The sequence below is a fragment of the Pseudomonas meliae genome, from assembly GCF_001400515.1.
Lineage (GTDB): Bacteria > Pseudomonadota > Gammaproteobacteria > Pseudomonadales > Pseudomonadaceae > Aquipseudomonas > Aquipseudomonas amygdali.
Genome location: NZ_LJQT01000030.1, coordinates 1 through 14937 on the forward strand (window position 1 = coordinate 1; position 14937 = coordinate 14937).

Sequence of the window (14937 nt, forward strand, 5' to 3'; positions counted from 1 at the left end):
GCATGCCCACGCGGAGCATGGGCACGATAGTGTTATCCCTGACGACGCTCGTTCCTCACGCCCCAGCGTGGGATTGCAGTTCATGACGCTCTGCGTCGTCAGAGGAGGCGGAGCGTCCGGACCGGTATGCCTACGCGGAGCATGGGCGCGATAGTGTTAGCCGGGCCGCCTGCTGGTGCAATGGTGGTTCAACTCACCCTGAATTTCCCCACCAGTGTCTGCAAGTGAGTTCCCAGTCTGGCGAGTTCGACGCTGGAGGCTGCGGTTTGCTCGCTGGCGGCGGCGGTCTGTTCGGAGATGTCGCGTACGCTGATGACGTTACGGTTGATCTGTTCGGCGACTACGCTCTGTTCCTCGCTGGCGGTAGCGATCTGTTCGTTCATGTGCTGGATCGTCGCCACGGTGCGGGTGATCTGCTCCAGTGCGCCACCCGCGCGACGGCTCAGCTCAACCGTGTTGTCGGTCAGGGTGCGGCTGTTATCCAGGGTGGTTGCGACTTGTTGGGTGCCGGTTTGCAGGGCGGCGATCAGCTCTTCGATTTCCTCGGTGGACTTTTGCGTGCGTTGCGCCAGACCACGGACTTCATCGGCAACCACCGCGAAGCCGCGCCCGGCCTCTCCCGCGCGGGCTGCCTCGATGGCCGCATTGAGGGCCAACAGGTTGGTCTGCTGTGAAACAGACTTGATCACATCCAGAACGCCAACGATCTTGTTGCTTTCCTGCTTGAGCGCGCTCATCGACTGCGTGGAGTTCAGCACCTCGAGAGCCAGCTGCTCGATCTGACTGATCGCCTGCCCGACCACTTCATCGCCACTGCGCGCCTGTTGATCCGCCTGAGCGGCCGCCTGCGACGCTTCCTGCGCATTGCGCGCGACTTTCCTGCACGGTTGCGGCCATTTCATTCATGGCCGTGGCCACCTGATCGGTTTCGTCTTTCTGACTGGTGACCCCGATGCAGGTCTGCCTGGTCACTGCTGACAACTGCTCGGCTGCGCTGGCGATCTGCGATACGCCCTCGCTGATGCCGCCAACCAGTTCGCGCAGGCTGATGGTCATGGTCTGCATGCTGCGTTGCAACTGACCCATTTCGTCACGGCGTGTAACCGATATGTCCCGACTCAGGTCGCCCTGGGCGATGCGTGCTGCGGCCCCCAGAGTCTGCTGCAACGGCACGGTGATCTGCCGGGTCATGATCCAGGCGGCAAGCAATCCGATCAGCAATGCCAGGCCTGCAACACTGCTCAGCATGGCGCTGGAGTTGGCCGCCTCGCTGTCACGCTGGGCAGTCTGCAGGCGGTTCAGCGCCGCGACGGAGTCCAGCAGCGTTTCGCCAAGACCTTCCATGATTTCCTGATCCGCTTCGGCCTTGGTCTGTATCTGCTTGAACTCGCCAAGCCGTTCCCGATAACTCTGCAAGGCGGCGGTCGCCGGGGTCAGGCCCTGAAGGCTTTCATTGCCCTGATCCTGAGCGATCTGCCCGATCTCCTTGAGCGCTTCGTCGATGGCCGCAATGGCCGCGTGCTCATCCGCGTCGCGGGTGGTGAAGGTATACGCCTGCACCTGATAACGAGCGGTCTGCACCTGCTGCCTCAGTTGGGAAATGTTGGTGAACTCCTCCATCCGCTCGCTGCTGTCCTGTTCCTGGCTGACGCTTTTGAGTACCTCTACCTCAACCTGCGCGATGGCCTGCAAGGCCTGTTCGGACGTCTGCTCCAGGCGCGCGCGTATCTGGTTGCGGGTTTGTCGGTTGGTGCGAACGTCCGCGAAGGTCTTTTCCAGCCTGTTCAGCATCTCGAACTGGCCGTTTAGCAGCTTGATGGTTGCCTCCTCCTCACTCTGTGTGTGCAGCAGGGTGAGTTGGGCTTTCATTTCATTGAGCTTTTCTGTGACCAGCGCGGTGCTCTCCGGCGTTTTTTCGACGCGGTCGGTGATTCGCTCGGCGCGTAGGTCTTTGGTCAGACCGTTGAGCTGGGCGATGTCCGAGAGCGACTCCGAGCGGTCGATCATGGTGTACAGGCCATGCCAGCCGGTCAGTGTGATGATCAGCGTCAATAGCAGCACCAGGCCGAAACCCAGGGACAGCTTGAATCTGACGTTCATGTTGCCGAGCGCTTGATTGATCAGTCGGAACATTGGAATCTCCTGCAATGAGCGAACAAAAGCACGTTCCGAACCCGTCGGGACGTGCGTTGTGAGCGCATCGGCGTGGTGACTCATTGCGTGACCTGAGAAGGTCGTAGGAGATTTCCGAGTACGAAGGAGGGGTGAACGCTGTCACATTTTGTTGGGGAAAATGGCCCGCGCCGAGTGCGGGCGCGGGCTGTGTGCTGACAGGTCAGACGGTGAAGCGGCTCACCAGCACCTGAAGGTGGTTGCCCAGTCTTGCGAGTTCTACGCTGGAAGCTGCGGTTTCTTCACTGGCCGCCGATGTCTGCTCGGATACGTCGCGGACGTTGATGATGCTGCGGTTGATCTCTTCGGCGGTGGCGCTCTGTTCTTCGGCGGCGGCGGCGATCTGCTGATTCATCGCCTGGATCGCCGAGACGGTTTTGGTGATGCTTTCCAGCGATCCTCCGGCCCGACGTGTCAGTTCCACGCTACTGGTGCTCAGCTCGCGACTGCTGTCCATGACCGTTGTGGCCTGCTGTGTGCCGCTTTGCAGGCCGGCAATCAGTGCTTCGATCTCTTCGGTGGATTTCTGCGTGCGCTGCGCCAGACTGCGCACCTCATCGGCAACCACAGCAAAGCCCCGACCGGCCTCACCGGCGCGGGCTGCCTCGATAGCGGCGTTCAAGGCCAGCAGGTTGGTCTGTTCGGCGACCGATTTGATGACGTCCAGCACGCTGCCGATCTTGTCGCTTTCCTGTTTCAGCGCGCCCATCGCTTCGCTGGAGTTGCCCACCGCGGAGGCAAGACGTTCGATTTGCGCAATTGCCTCGTTGACCACTCGTTCGCCATCACGGGCCTGACGGTCTGCCGCCACTGCTGCTTCCGAGGCTTCCTCGGCGTTGCGCGCAACCTCCTGAACCGTTGCCGTCATTTCATGCATGGCGGTGGCGACCTGATCGGTTTCGACCTTCTGGCTGTTGACTCCGGCGCTGGTCTGCTCGGTGACCGCTGACAGCTCTTCCGCCGCGCTGGCGATCTGGGTGACGCCATCGCGAATCCCGCCTACCAGCTCACGCAGGCTCACCGTCATACGTTGAATCGTGGCCTGCAGTTTGCCCAGTTCGTCCTTGCGATCAACCTTGAGGTTGCGACTCAGGTCGCCCGAGGCCACCCGCTCCACTACTTCGAGGGTCTCCTGCAACGGGGTGGTGATCTGGCGAGTGATGACCCACGCCGCGAGAATGCTCAGCATCAGCGCCAACGCCGTAGCGGCAGCGATCATCGTGACCGACTTGGCGCTGTCTGCGTCACGGCTCTTGTTCTGCCGGATGATCAGGTCGTTGCTGGTGTCGAGCATGCTGACGCCCAACGTGGTCATTTTATCCAGTGCGGCCTTGGAGGCGGCCTGGGCATCGCGGTAGCGGCCCACAGCCGCGCGGTAGCCATTGAGCCCGGCGATGGCCTGTTGCAGCATGGGCGAATAAGTGGAAGAAATGTCGCCAGCCAGCGTGTTGATCCCGGTCACCGCGTCATCGATGGCCTTATTGGCGTCTTTTTCGAAATCGGGACGGCCGCTGTAGGTGTAACCACGTACCTGAAAACGCGCCTGCTGAATCAGCTTGCTGACGCCGACGATGCCATTGAAGGCCAGGATGTTATCTTCCTTGAGCAGTTCGGCTTCGATCCTGTCGGCCTGATCCACCGCCTTGTCGGCGTTTTCGCCCATCTGGCTGCGGCTCGCTTCGCGGGTTTCGATTGCCTTGCTCATGTCCTCAAACGACTGGCGATAGTCGCGGGTGGCTTGAGTCTGGGCATCCAGCAATTGCAGGTTCTCGGGGGATCGCAGCAGGTTCCTGGCGCTTTGCAGCGCGGCGTCCAGTTGATCGAGCGTACTTCTGACCTGCGCTGCGGTCTCTGCGTTGTACAGCGCCTCGTAGCTCATACGGTTGATGCGCAACTGAAGGGTCAGCTCATTGACCTGCGCAATCGCAGTAACACGGTCCCCTCGATCGATCAGAGCCTGATTGCTGAACCAGCCGGTGGCCGAAATCATCAGCGTCATCAACAGCACCAGGCCAAAGCCGATCGCCAATTTCAGGCTGACACTCGCATTGGCGAGGCTTTTGGATAACCCACGAGACATGATCACTCCTTGACGTCTTTTGCTCTAAGTATGCAATTGCATCGGCCAGTTATCGGTTAACTGAAGCGATTGAGTCGACACTGACAGCTTAGAACAAGCGGGCGAGAAGGGCCGTTACAGCGGTTTCGACGCGCAGGATACGTTCGCCCAATTGCACAGGCTGCAAACCCGACTGACGCAACAGATCGATTTCGTAGGGTATCCAGCCCCCTTCAGGGCCGATGGCCAGCGTGACTTGCTCTGTGACCGCACGAGGGCAGGCGGGGAAATCACCGGGATGGCCAACCAGGCCCAGTGTGTCGAGCGCGATCTGTGGCAAGCGATCTTCAACGAAAGGCTTGAAGCGCTTTTCGATCACAATCTCAGGCAGCACCGAATCGCGCGCCTGTTCCAGGCCCAGAATCAGTTGCTCGCGGATGGCTTCAGGCTCTAGAAACGGCGTCTGCCAGAAGCTTTTTTCTACCCGGTAGCTGTTCAGCAGGATGACTTTCGGCACGCCCATGGTCGCGACGGTCTGAAACACCCGGCGTAACATCTTGGGGCGTGGCAACGCCAGCAGCAGGGTAAGCGGCAGTTTTGTCGGCGGAGCACTCTGCAGTTCGACACGCAGCTCTGCCTCATGGGGTTCAAGGCGCAGCAGTTCGGCATTGCCCAGCAGGCCATTAATGCGGCCGACGCGCAGACTGTCGCCGACCTCTGCACGATGCACCTCCTGCATGTGCTTCAGACGGCGGTCACGCAGGACCACCCGGTCAGCCGCAATGAAATCGGCTTCCTCAAGCAACAGCAGGTTCACGGTGTGGTCGCGGGCGGCTGATCCTGCTTGTCAGCGTCCTCGGCCTGATCGTCCGGATGTTCACCACGCTTCTTGATCATCGAACTGCACAGCACGCCCAGCTCGAACAGCAGCCACATCGGTACTGCCAGCAGCGTCTGCGAGAAGATGTCCGGCGGCGTCAGGATCATGCCGACCACGAAGCAGCCGATGATCACGTAAGGACGGATCTTCTTCAGGTACTTGACGTCGACAATACCGATCCACACCAGCAGCACCACGGCCACCGGGATTTCGAAGGCCACGCCAAAGGCGAAGAACAACGTCATCACGAAGTCCAGATAACTGGCGATGTCGGTCATCATCGACACGCCTTCCGGTGTAACGCTGGCGAAGAAGTGGAAAATCAGGGGGAAGACCAAAAAGTACGCGAAGGCCATGCCTGCGTAGAACAGGATGATGCTCGACACCAGCAGTGGCACTGCAACGCGCTTCTCGTGCTTATACAAGCCCGGCGCGATAAAGCCCCAGATCTGGTGCAGGATGACCGGCATGGACAGAAACAGCGCGACCATCATGGTCAGCTTGAACGGCGTGATGAACGGCGAGGCCACGTCGGTGGCGATCATTGTCGCGCCTTCAGGCAGATAGACGCGCAGCGGCGCCGAGACCAATGTGTAGATCTTCTGCGTGAAGTAGAACAGACCGGCAAAAATCAGGAACACTGCCGCAACACAACGCAACAGACGTGTACGCAACTCGGTGAGGTGCGAGATCAGCGGCATTTGCTGATCGTTTTCCGGGGTATCAGCGCTCATGGGGCTCGCGGTGGCAATGACGAATCGTGGACGGGAGGCGTCGGGACCGGTGTATCGGCATCGACTGGCTTCGCGGTTTTCTCCAGCGATAGCGCGGGTTTTGGTGCCGCAGGCTCCGCTGGGCCGAGGGTGTTGTGACCGGTGTTGGCGGCGTCGGGCTGCACCGAGGCCGGCTGCGGGCTAACCGGCTCGTAGGTGGTCTCGGGGTGCTGATTCTGCGCGAACATTTTGCGCGCTTCGTCTTCCAGCGAAATAATGTGCTCGTTGTGCAGCTGCCGACGAATTTCGTCGGCCCCGATTTCACGTTCAACTTCCTGTTTGATCGCATTGAAGCTGCGCTTCAACCGGCCGATCCATAAGCCTGCGGTGCGTGCCGCACCCGGCAGGCGCTCTGGGCCCAGTACCAGCAAGGCAACCAGGCCGACAAGCAGCAGTTCAGAGAAGCTGATACCGAACATGGGCTTAAACCTGGTCTTTGCGGATCGGCTCGTCGACTTTGTGCGCCTGCGCGTCGATGGTATGCGGCTGATTCAATGGCGAACCCTGAGGGGCAGCCTGTGCCTGCTGTGGCTGAGGTGCAGGCTGTTCTGCTGGCTTGTCATCGTCATTCATCGCCTTGCGAAAGTCCTTGATCGATTCGCCGACGTCGCTGCCCAGACCCTTGAGTTTCTTGGTCCCGAAAACCAGTACCACGACGATCAGGATGACGATCCAGTGTTTCCAGTCAAAAATACCCATGAAACAGTCCTCGTAAAAGATTTCAAGCTTGAAAGGGGTGAGCGTTATTCTGCCGTGCGAGCGGCTTTTTCCGCGTGGCCGGACAGGCCGAATCGGCGGTCCAGTTCATCGAGCACGGCTTGTGGGTGCTGACCCAGCGCCGCGAGCATCACCATGCTATGAAACCACAGGTCAGCGGTTTCATAGATCACGTCGCTGCAATCTCCGCTGACTGCAGCGTCCTTGGCAGCGATGATGGTCTCGATCGATTCTTCACCGAGCTTTTCCAGAATCTTGTTCAGGCCCTTGTGATACAGGCTGGCGACGTAGGAACTGTCGGCAGCGGCGTCCTTGCGTGATTCCAGCACCTCGGCCAGACGGGACAACGTATCAGTCATGTTCAGTGGCCTGCTGAATAAATAGCGTCAGGATCTTTCAAAACCGGGTCGACGGTCTTCCAGCCTGAGTTTTCGTACACTCGGTAAAAGCAACTTTCGCGGCCGGTGTGGCACGCGATACCGCCGATCTGCTCGACCATCAGGATAATGACATCGGCATCACAGTCCAGGCGCAGTTCGTGCAGCTTTTGCACATGACCTGATTCTTCACCTTTACGCCAGAGTTTGCCACGCGAACGCGACCAATAGATGGCACGATTCTCCGACGCCGTCAGGCTCAGGGCTTCGCGGTTCATCCAGGCCATCATCAATACTCGACCGGTCTTGTGATCCTGAGCGATTGCAGGCACCAGACCGTCGCTGTTCCAGTGGATCTCGTCCAGCCAGTCTTTCATATCTACTCCGGCAGCCGGCTTTCATGCCCGGCGGATTGAACAGTGTGCCAGCGCCATACGCTGCTGGCTATCGGCGAACGATCAGATACAGCCCGGCAATCAGCATGATCGCCGCTGGCCAGGCGGTGAGCGTCAGTAGTTGCGTAGCTGCCTCGCTCATCACCCAGCCCTGTATCGCGCCACCTACCAGCAACGCTGCACCGATAAGCCGCAGGACCGGCTCGTCCTTGCGCTCGTGCCAGGGACGTGGCGGATCCGAAGCGTGCGGGCGAGACATGCGCTCCAGTAAATCGCGGGTCATGCCCGCTATATGCGGCAGTTGCTCGACCTGTGACTGCAGATTGCCAAACAGGGTTTTCGGGCTGACCCGTTCACGCATCCAGCGCTCCAGATAAGGCTGCGCGGTGCTCCACAGGTCCAGATCAGGGTACAACTGACGACCCAGCCCCTCGATATTGAGCAGGGTCTTTTGCAGCAGAACCAATTGCGGCTGGACTTCCATATTGAAGCGGCGCGCGGTTTGAAACAGGCGCATCAGCACCTGACCAAAGGAAATATCCTTGAGCGGCTTCTCGAAAATCGGCTCGCAGACCGTGCGGATTGCAGCTTCGAATTCATTGAGCTTGGTTTCTGCCGGCACCCAGCCCGAATCAATGTGCAGCTGCGCAACCCGACGATAATCACGCTTGAAGAAGGCAAACAGGTTACGGGCCAGATAATCCTGATCTTCCGGCGTCAGGCTGCCGACGATGCCGCAGTCGATGGCAATGTATTTCGGGCTCCACGGGTTGACCGTGCTGACGAAAATATTGCCGGGGTGCATGTCGGCGTGGAAGAAACTGTCGCGAAATATCTGGGTGAAGAAGATTTCCACGCCGCGCTCGGCCAGCAGTTTCATGTCGGTACGCTGGTCGGCCAGCCCGGCCATATCGGTGACCTGCAGGCCGTAGATACGCTCCATGACCAGCACTTTGGGCCGGCACCAGTCCCAGTAGACTTGTGGTACGTAGAGCAGGTCCGAGCCTTCGAAGTTGCGACGCAACTGGCTGGAGTTGGCGGCTTCACGCAGCAGGTCCAGCTCGTCGTAGATGGTTTTTTCGTAATCCATCACCACCTGCACCGGGTGCAGCAGGCGTGCATCGGCTGACACGCGCTCGGCCATGCGGGCAAGGATGAACAGCCACGCGAGGTCCTGGCCAATAACCGGCTTGAGGCCTGGGCGTACCACTTTCACCACGACTTCTTCGCCGGTCTTCAAACAGGCGGCATGCACCTGGGCGACCGAAGCAGATGCCAGCGGGGTTTCGTCGAAGCGACTGAAGACGTCGCAGATACGTGCGCCCAGTTGTTCTTCGATGAGATTGATGGCCACCTGCTGGTCGAACGGCGGCACGCGGTCCTGCAGCAGCATCAGTTCGTCGGCGATGTCTTCGGGCAGCAGGTCGCGCCGGGTAGACAGCAGTTGCCCGAACTTGATGAAAATCGGCCCCAGGTCCTGCAATGCCAGACGAAAGCGTACACCACGGCTCAGCTCGGATTTACGCCGCGGCAGCCAGCGCCAGGGCAGCACGAAACGCACCGCGAGCATCCACCAGGGCAGGGGCAGGGCGAACAACAGGTCATCAAGGCGATAGCGGATAACGACACGTTGAATGCGAAACAAACGGCGGACGGCAAGCAGCTTCATGCGTTATCGCTGGTATTGAGGGAGTGGGCGAGGCGGGCAAAGCGCGCCTCGAGACGGTCCAGATCGAGTTTGATCTGATCGAGTTCGGCGAATCGTGCTTCAGCTTCGTGCTTACCCACCAGCGTACGCGATTCTTCGCTGAGGTAGTCGGCAACGTTCTGGCTGAGGCTGGTGAAACTTTCACGTGTCCAGCGTCCACTGTTGCGCAGTCGGCTGCTGAACAACTGACTGGCCACCGGGCCGACCCAGTTGGACAGTTCGTGTTCCCAGTCCAGTTCCAGATCCTGAAGAATGCCGACCAGTTCCAGCAGTACGCCACTGTCACCGTCCAGCTCGACGTCGGGGCCATGCAGCACAGCGGTCTTGTCCGTGCTCAGGGCCAGACGCAGCAGGCTGGAGGCTGGGGCACGCAAGGTGCAGTCGGCGTCGGCAGCCCAGTCTGCGGCCAGCAGCAGACCTTCGTCACTGGGCAGGATAAAGATTTTCAGGGACGGATCGCGACAGTCCAAGGCAATGACATGCCCGGACAAGCGCGCCATACGCGGTAGCGCGGTGCTGTCCAGGCGCAACACGCGATTGATGCCGTGCTCGATACTGGCGAGCAGCCCCCGAAGCAACATCAGGGTTTGATACCGCGATGCAAGGCCACGACGCCCGCCGTCATGTTGTGGTAGGTCACGCGGTCAAAACCGGCTTCCACCATCATCGACTTGAGGGTTTCCTGGTTGGGGTGCATGCGGATCGATTCGGCCAGATAGCGATAGCTTTCCGAGTCATTGGTGACCAGCTTGCCCATCAGCGGCATGAACGCGAACGAGTAGGCGTCATAGGCCTTGGACATGAGCTTGTTGGTCGGCTTGGAAAACTCCAGCACCAGCAGGCGTCCACCGGGCTTGAGCACGCGCAGCATGGAACGCAGAGCGTCTTCCTTGTGCGTCACGTTGCGCAGACCGAAGGCGATGGTCACGCAGTCGAAATGGTTGTCCGGGAAGGGCAGTTTCTCGGCGTCGGCCTGGACAAACTCGACGTTGCCCGACACGCCAAGGTCCAGCAGGCGGTCACGGCCGACCTTGAGCATGGAGGCGTTGATGTCTGCCAGCACGACCTGCCCGGTCGGACCGACCAGATTAGAGAACTTGCGAGTCAGATCGCCCGTGCCGCCCGCAATGTCGAGCACACGATTGCCGGTACGGACGCCCGAAAGCTCGATTGCAAAACGCTTCCACAGACGATGCATGCCACCGGACAGCAGGTCGTTCATCAGGTCGTACTTGGCTGCAACCGAATGGAAAACCTCAGCGACTTTTTCTGCCTTCTGGCTTTCCGGTACATTTTTGTAACCGAAGTGAGTCGTAGGTTCGGCATCGCTGCCTTTGCGCTGATCGTTCATATCGCTTCACCGGAATAGAGTGCGGGTCATTCTAATCGCCAGGGCCGGCTTTGTCTTGACAAGGCTCACCGGCAACGCTTTCTTGGATGCAGGAGGCTGTATATAGTTGCGCCGCATTTCATCTGATCATCAAGGAAGCCTGCATGGCCAAGATAACCGTTGAACGCCCGCACGCACTGGGCCGGGAAAAGGCTCGCGAGAGGGCCGAGCAACTGGTCGAGAAGCTTTCCGACAAATACGGACTGGCCCACGAATGGGCAGGCGATACCGTAAAACTGGAAGGCAAGGGGGCCAAGGGCAAGGTTGAAGTCGAAGACGCGTTGATCCGTATCAACATCGAGCTGAACTTCATCCTGTCGGCCATGAGCGGCTCCATCAAGACTGAAGTCGAGCGCGTCCTGGATAAAGCACTGGCCGCCTGAGCATTCGCCCTAGGGTGAGCATTCTAATTTTTCTCCGTAACGTTGTGCTTATGCCCATAGCTGGGCGGTTCCTTCAACTTTCGAGCATGAGGTGCACCATGGCCAGAGCGAACACGAAGAAAAACATCCAAGACCAGCAATCCTCCACGCTTTCCGACGTCAGGCTGTATGCCCGCAAGATCTGGCTGGCCGGTCTGGGGGCCTATTCCAGGGTCAACGAGGAAGGCACACAGTACGTCAGGGACTTGATCAGGACTGGCGAGCAGGCCGAAAAGGAAGTCGTCAAAACGGTCGATGAAAAGCGTCTTGCGGCCAACAGCGAAATCGACTCGATCAAGGGCGAAGTGTCTTACGCCAAAGGTCGTGTCGAGGCGCAACTCGGCAGAATCGAGAGTGCTTTCGACCGTCGCGTCGCAAAAGCCTTGAACCGCATCGCAATCCCGTCTAAACATGATGTTGACACGCTCTCTGCCAAGCTCGACGAGCTGACGGCATTGCTTGAACGTGTCGTGCCTAAAAAGCTTGAACGCTCCGGGTCGAAACGATTCGAACGTTCAGAGTCTGGACAATAAGGAGAGCAGGATGGCTGGCAAGAAAAAAACCGACAAAGACGGCAGCTCATGGATTGGTGAGGTCGAGAAATACTCTCGCCAGATCTGGCTGGCGGGCCTGGGCGCTTATTCCAAGATAAGCAATGACGGCAGCAAGCTTTTCGAGACACTGGTCAAAGACGGCGAGAAAGCCGAGAAGCAGACCAAGGTCGAGGCGCAGAAGCAGTTGGATGAGGTCAAGGACACCGCCAAGACCGCGAAATCGCGGGTCGGTGATGTGAAAGACCTTGCGGTGGGTAAATGGAATGAGCTGGAAGGGGCCTTCGACAAGCGCCTGAACAGTGCCATTTCGCGTTTGGGCGTGCCGAGCCGCAATGAAGTTCAGGCGCTGCACAGCAAGGTCGACCAACTGACCCGGCAGATCGAGCTGTTGACGGGTGAGAAAGCCAAACCGGTCGCTTCGCGTGCTGCTGCGGCTAAACCTGCACCGAAAACTGCGGCAAAACCTTTGGTCAAGGCTGCGGCTAAAACCGTCGCCAAAACAGCGGATAAAACGGCGCAGAAAACCGCAGCGGCCAAGCCAGCAGTCAAGAAAGCTGCGGCCAAACCGGTCGATGCAGCCAGCAAGGCCGCTGCTGTCACCGCCAGCAAGGCCAAGACGGTTGCCAAACCGGCCGCGGCGAAGAAACCAGCAGCCAGAAAACCGGCTGCCAAGCCTGCCGCCAAGCCCGCTGCATCGGCGGCTCCGGCAACCGGTTCGGCCCCCGCTGCATCAGCACCGAGCGCAGCACCGGCAACACCCGCCAGCCAGTCCTGACAGACAGCTGCAACATCGAAGCCCGGCCTGCCAAGCAGTCCGGGCTTTTTTGATATCCCGAACACCGCCTGTGCCAATGCTTCTGGCCGGAGGCCGTGGGAGCGAACTTGTTCGCGAAGGGGCCTGCACATTCCGCGAATATGTATCGCCTGAACCACCGACTTCGCGAACAAGCTCGCTCCCACAAGGGGTTGCGTTCAGCCAGCCGATGCGTTTTCTTATCGTGCCCAGGTTTACCTACCCAGATACTCCATCGCCAACTGTTCGGCAGCCTGCCTCGAGGTGGGCAGCAGGTGTGGGGTCACGAGCATCATGATCTGGTAGACCACCACCCGCACATCACCCTCGCGGCCCAGAATGCGTTGGTAATCCAGCGAAAACAGCAGGTTCATGGTGATCTGTTCCACAAGTTGCCCCAACGCTTGGGTTTCGCTGACCAGTTGCCCCCGCGATTTCAAACGGGCCAGCAGTGACGCGAGAGTTTTCTTGATCGAGTTGAGCAGGTTGCGAATGCCGCGGGCCAGCTTTGGCAACCTTCCGGCGAGGTTGGACAGGTCTTGAAACAGGAAACGATAGTGCGATAACCGCTCGACAATCAGGTGCAGAAACATCCAGTAGTCTTCGGCCTCAAGCCTGGCATCCGAAGGCGGATCGAGCAGGGGTGCCAGCTCTGCCTGGAACCGCTCGAAAAGACTCAGAATCAACGGCTCCTTGCCATGAAAGTGGTAATACAGATTGCCGGGGCTGATACCCATTTCATTGGCAATTTCCAGCGTAGAAACGTTCGGCTCGCCCTGCTGGTTGAACAACGTCAAGGCACATTCAAGGATACGGTCGCGGGTTTTCATCCAGTCTTCTTGTTCAAGAGTCAAAGGGCCGGCTTTGCCTGATCGGGCAGGGCGCAATCCAGCGTTTCAGCGCACATGCACATAAGTCCCGGGCGCAGCCTCCATTGGCGGGTAAGTGGCGTTGCCCATCTCCGTCCTGGTGTCGTGCTCGGCCCCGGAATGCTCCTGAATCCACTTCAACCAGTTCGGCCACCAGCTGCCATCATGATGCTGCGCGTCGTAGTACCAGGCGCGCGGGTCGCTGCTCAGCTTGCTGTTCTCGACATAGTTGGCTTTCGGGTTGCCCGGCGGGTTGAGAATGCTCTGCACATGGCCGCTGTTGGACAGCACGAAGCGCCGCTCGCCGCCCAATAGCAGCGTAGAGCGGTACACCGCGTCCCATGGCGTGATGTGGTCGTTGATGCCAGCGATGCTGAAACTGTCCACCGTGACTTTCTGCAGGTCGATGGGGGGCCCGCAGACCTCCAGACCACCCGGATGGCTGAGCGGGTTGTGCTTGAAGAAGTCCAGCAGATCGCCGTGCAACGCAGCGGGTAGGCGTGTGGTGTCGTTGTTCCAGTAAAGAATGTCGAACGGCGGTGGCGATTTGCCCAGCAGGTAATTGTTGATCCAGTAAGTCCAGATCAGGTCATTGGGGCGCATCCAGGAAAACACCCGATTCATCTCGCTGCCCTCCAGCACGCCGCGCTGATAGGAGCGGCGCTTTGCAGCTTCAAGCGTTTGCTCGTCGATAAACAGCGTGGCGGGGCTTTCGATCTGGCTGTCCAGCAGGCTGACCATATAGGTTGCGCTGGCCACGCGGCGTGTCTGTCGCTTGGCCTGCAAGTGACCCAGCAACGCGGCAACGGTCAGACCGCCCGCGCAGGCGCCCACCAGATTGACCTCGCGTGCTGCGCTAATCGCCCGGCAGATATTCATCGCCTGCTCGGTCGCTTCGACATAACTGGACAGCCCCCACTCCCGATGGCGGATATCCGGGTTGCGCCAGCTGATGACAAAGGTCTGCAGGCCGTTCTTGAGGGCATATTGCACAAAGCTGTTGGTTGGGCTGAGGTCGAAGATGTAGAACTTGTTGATCTGCGGCGGCACGATCAGGACCGGTCGGCTGAACTGCTTTTCGCTCATCGGTCGATACTGGATCAGCTCGAACATTTCGTTGCGAAACACCACCGCACCGGGCGTGGTCGCTACGGTTCGGCCTACCTCAAAAGCGTCTTTGGTGGTCTGGCTGGGTAGCCCGCTGTTGTGCAACAGATCATCGGCCATGTGGCTCAGGCCCTTGATCAGGCTGGTACCACCCGAGTTGAACAGCTCTTTGACGGCCTGCGGGTTGAGCAGCGTAATTGGAAGGGGCCAGCGCATCGTTGATCAGTGTGAACAGAAAGTGCGCGCGCGCCCGGTCTTCTGTGGACATATCGCTGTCATCGATCCACTGTCTGACCTGATGCTGGCAACTGAGATACACCTGCAGGCCCCGGCGATAAAGCGGGTTGAGGCTCCAGGTCGGGTCGGCGAAGCGGGGGTCTTTGGGGTTGTGCGGATAGGGTGTTTCGCCCAGCACCACCACTCGTCCCAACTGCTTGCCCAGCGCCAGCGCGTGGCGAGCGCTGCGAACCGGGTGCCGTAAACCCTGGGATGCGACGTTACGCAAGGTAGAAAACAGGTCTCGCCCGCGCAGGCCGGTGATGGCGCTCTGCGCGTTGATGAGATTTGTGGGTGCAGCGCTGGCAACCTTTGCCGATTTTTCTTGCATGAGGGCAACACTCCTTCGTCAGGCAACTCATGAGTTGACGCCAGTCCGCTTGCGAAGGGGCTGGCGTCGTTCTGCGCGGTCGAAACTCCAGTGTGTTGCGCAGTGGGTGACGCT

Annotated in this window: 14 protein-coding genes and 3 pseudogenes; 3 read left to right on the forward strand and 14 right to left on the reverse strand. The window is 59.4% G+C overall.

The window, feature by feature from the left end:
* Window positions 1-188: 188 nt before the first annotated feature.
* The 12 genes and pseudogenes from ALO64_RS01305 to ubiE all read right to left on the reverse strand — a co-directional run bounded on the left by ALO64_RS01305 (window position 189) and on the right by ubiE (window position 10432).
* Window positions 189-2133, reverse strand: a pseudogene (locus tag ALO64_RS01305) (methyl-accepting chemotaxis protein).
* Between the two features lie 202 nt (window positions 2134-2335).
* Window positions 2336-3199, reverse strand: coding sequence for a methyl-accepting chemotaxis protein (locus ALO64_RS26955; protein WP_445576611.1), 864 nt, complete (start codon window positions 3197-3199; stop codon window positions 2336-2338).
* A gap of 39 nt (window positions 3200-3238) precedes the next feature.
* A pseudogene (locus tag ALO64_RS26960) lies at window positions 3239-4252 on the reverse strand (methyl-accepting chemotaxis protein); the annotation flags it as partial.
* An 88-nt stretch (window positions 4253-4340) separates the two neighbouring features.
* Window positions 4341-5048, reverse strand: a complete 708-nt coding sequence (locus ALO64_RS01315; RefSeq protein ID WP_002551627.1) for a 16S rRNA (uracil(1498)-N(3))-methyltransferase — start codon at window positions 5046-5048, stop codon at window positions 4341-4343.
* Window positions 5045-5845, reverse strand: coding sequence for a twin-arginine translocase subunit TatC (gene tatC / locus ALO64_RS01320; protein ID WP_002551628.1), 801 nt, complete (start codon window positions 5843-5845; stop codon window positions 5045-5047). Before tatC ends, ALO64_RS01315 begins: the two co-directional genes overlap by 4 nt.
* Complete coding sequence (tatB, locus tag ALO64_RS01325; RefSeq protein WP_002551629.1) at window positions 5842-6303, reverse strand: Sec-independent protein translocase protein TatB; 462 nt, start codon at window positions 6301-6303, stop codon at window positions 5842-5844. Before tatB ends, tatC begins: the two co-directional genes overlap by 4 nt.
* A 4-nt stretch (window positions 6304-6307) precedes the next feature.
* The gene (locus ALO64_RS01330) at window positions 6308-6583 is read right to left on the reverse strand and encodes a twin-arginine translocase TatA/TatE family subunit (RefSeq protein WP_044343326.1); all 276 of its coding nucleotides are present in this window, start codon (window positions 6581-6583) and stop codon (window positions 6308-6310) included.
* A gap of 44 nt (window positions 6584-6627) precedes the next feature.
* A complete protein-coding gene (locus tag ALO64_RS01335; RefSeq protein WP_002551631.1) occupies window positions 6628-6960 on the reverse strand; it encodes a phosphoribosyl-ATP diphosphatase in 333 nt (110 codons plus the stop codon).
* Between the two features lie 2 nt (window positions 6961-6962).
* Window positions 6963-7355, reverse strand: coding sequence for a phosphoribosyl-AMP cyclohydrolase (gene hisI, locus ALO64_RS01340; protein WP_002551632.1), 393 nt, complete (start codon window positions 7353-7355; stop codon window positions 6963-6965).
* Window positions 7356-7422: 67 nt separating this feature from the next.
* Window positions 7423-9042 carry a ubiquinone biosynthesis regulatory protein kinase UbiB gene (ubiB, locus tag ALO64_RS01345; RefSeq protein ID WP_004654216.1) on the reverse strand — a complete coding sequence of 540 codons (1620 nt, stop codon included), beginning with the start codon at window positions 9040-9042 and terminating at the stop codon, window positions 7423-7425.
* Window positions 9039-9662 (reverse strand): ubiquinone biosynthesis accessory factor UbiJ, encoded by a 624-nt coding sequence (locus ALO64_RS01350; protein ID WP_044343325.1) that lies wholly within the window; start codon window positions 9660-9662, stop codon window positions 9039-9041. Before ALO64_RS01350 ends, ubiB begins: the two co-directional genes overlap by 4 nt.
* Window positions 9662-10432 carry a bifunctional demethylmenaquinone methyltransferase/2-methoxy-6-polyprenyl-1,4-benzoquinol methylase UbiE gene (ubiE, locus tag ALO64_RS01355; RefSeq protein WP_002551635.1) on the reverse strand — a complete coding sequence of 257 codons (771 nt, stop codon included), beginning with the start codon at window positions 10430-10432 and terminating at the stop codon, window positions 9662-9664. Before ubiE ends, ALO64_RS01350 begins: the two co-directional genes overlap by 1 nt.
* A gap of 143 nt (window positions 10433-10575) precedes the next feature.
* Here ubiE and ALO64_RS01360 point away from each other — a divergent pair, with 143 nt between their 5' ends.
* The 3 genes from ALO64_RS01360 to ALO64_RS01370 all read left to right on the forward strand — a co-directional run bounded on the left by ALO64_RS01360 (window position 10576) and on the right by ALO64_RS01370 (window position 12222).
* Window positions 10576-10854: a polyhydroxyalkanoic acid system family protein gene (locus tag ALO64_RS01360; protein WP_002551636.1), complete on the forward strand. Its 279-nt coding sequence runs from the start codon at window positions 10576-10578 to the stop codon at window positions 10852-10854.
* A gap of 98 nt (window positions 10855-10952) precedes the next feature.
* Window positions 10953-11426 (forward strand): phasin family protein, encoded by a 474-nt coding sequence (locus tag ALO64_RS01365; protein WP_005730977.1) that lies wholly within the window; start codon window positions 10953-10955, stop codon window positions 11424-11426.
* Window positions 11427-11436: 10 nt separating this feature from the next.
* Complete coding sequence (locus ALO64_RS01370) at window positions 11437-12222, forward strand: phasin family protein (RefSeq protein WP_010212535.1); 786 nt, start codon at window positions 11437-11439, stop codon at window positions 12220-12222.
* A 233-nt stretch (window positions 12223-12455) separates the two neighbouring features.
* Here ALO64_RS01370 and ALO64_RS01375 read toward each other — a convergent pair whose 3' ends face one another.
* Window positions 12456-13070, reverse strand: coding sequence for a TetR/AcrR family transcriptional regulator (locus tag ALO64_RS01375; RefSeq protein ID WP_002551639.1), 615 nt, complete (start codon window positions 13068-13070; stop codon window positions 12456-12458).
* 66 nt (window positions 13071-13136) lie between these two features.
* Window positions 13137-14823: pseudogene (gene phaC / locus ALO64_RS01380) on the reverse strand (class II poly(R)-hydroxyalkanoic acid synthase).
* Between the last annotated feature and the right edge of the window lie 114 nt (window positions 14824-14937).

What these genes read in the sequence shown, in the direction of transcription:
- ALO64_RS26955 (WP_445576611.1), bottom strand. Translation starts at nt 3,199, where the DNA reads ATGACGGTGAGCCTGCGTGAGCTGGTAGGCGGGATTCGCGATGGCGTC.
- tatC (WP_002551628.1), bottom strand. Translation starts at nt 5,845, where the DNA reads ATGAGCGCTGATACCCCGGAAAACGATCAGCAAATGCCGCTGATCTCG.
- tatB (WP_002551629.1), bottom strand. Translation starts at nt 6,303, where the DNA reads ATGTTCGGTATCAGCTTCTCTGAACTGCTGCTTGTCGGCCTGGTTGCC.
- ALO64_RS01330 (WP_044343326.1), bottom strand. Translation starts at nt 6,583, where the DNA reads ATGGGTATTTTTGACTGGAAACACTGGATCGTCATCCTGATCGTCGTG.
- ALO64_RS01335 (WP_002551631.1), bottom strand. Translation starts at nt 6,960, where the DNA reads ATGACTGATACGTTGTCCCGTCTGGCCGAGGTGCTGGAATCACGCAAG.
- hisI (WP_002551632.1), bottom strand. Translation starts at nt 7,355, where the DNA reads ATGAAAGACTGGCTGGACGAGATCCACTGGAACAGCGACGGTCTGGTG.
- ubiB (WP_004654216.1), bottom strand. Translation starts at nt 9,042, where the DNA reads ATGAAGCTGCTTGCCGTCCGCCGTTTGTTTCGCATTCAACGTGTCGTT.
- ALO64_RS01350 (WP_044343325.1), bottom strand. Translation starts at nt 9,662, where the DNA reads ATGTTGCTTCGGGGGCTGCTCGCCAGTATCGAGCACGGCATCAATCGC.
- ubiE (WP_002551635.1), bottom strand. Translation starts at nt 10,432, where the DNA reads ATGAACGATCAGCGCAAAGGCAGCGATGCCGAACCTACGACTCACTTC.
- ALO64_RS01360 (WP_002551636.1), top strand. Translation starts at nt 10,576, where the DNA reads ATGGCCAAGATAACCGTTGAACGCCCGCACGCACTGGGCCGGGAAAAG.
- ALO64_RS01365 (WP_005730977.1), top strand. Translation starts at nt 10,953, where the DNA reads ATGGCCAGAGCGAACACGAAGAAAAACATCCAAGACCAGCAATCCTCC.
- ALO64_RS01370 (WP_010212535.1), top strand. Translation starts at nt 11,437, where the DNA reads ATGGCTGGCAAGAAAAAAACCGACAAAGACGGCAGCTCATGGATTGGT.
- ALO64_RS01375 (WP_002551639.1), bottom strand. Translation starts at nt 13,070, where the DNA reads ATGAAAACCCGCGACCGTATCCTTGAATGTGCCTTGACGTTGTTCAAC.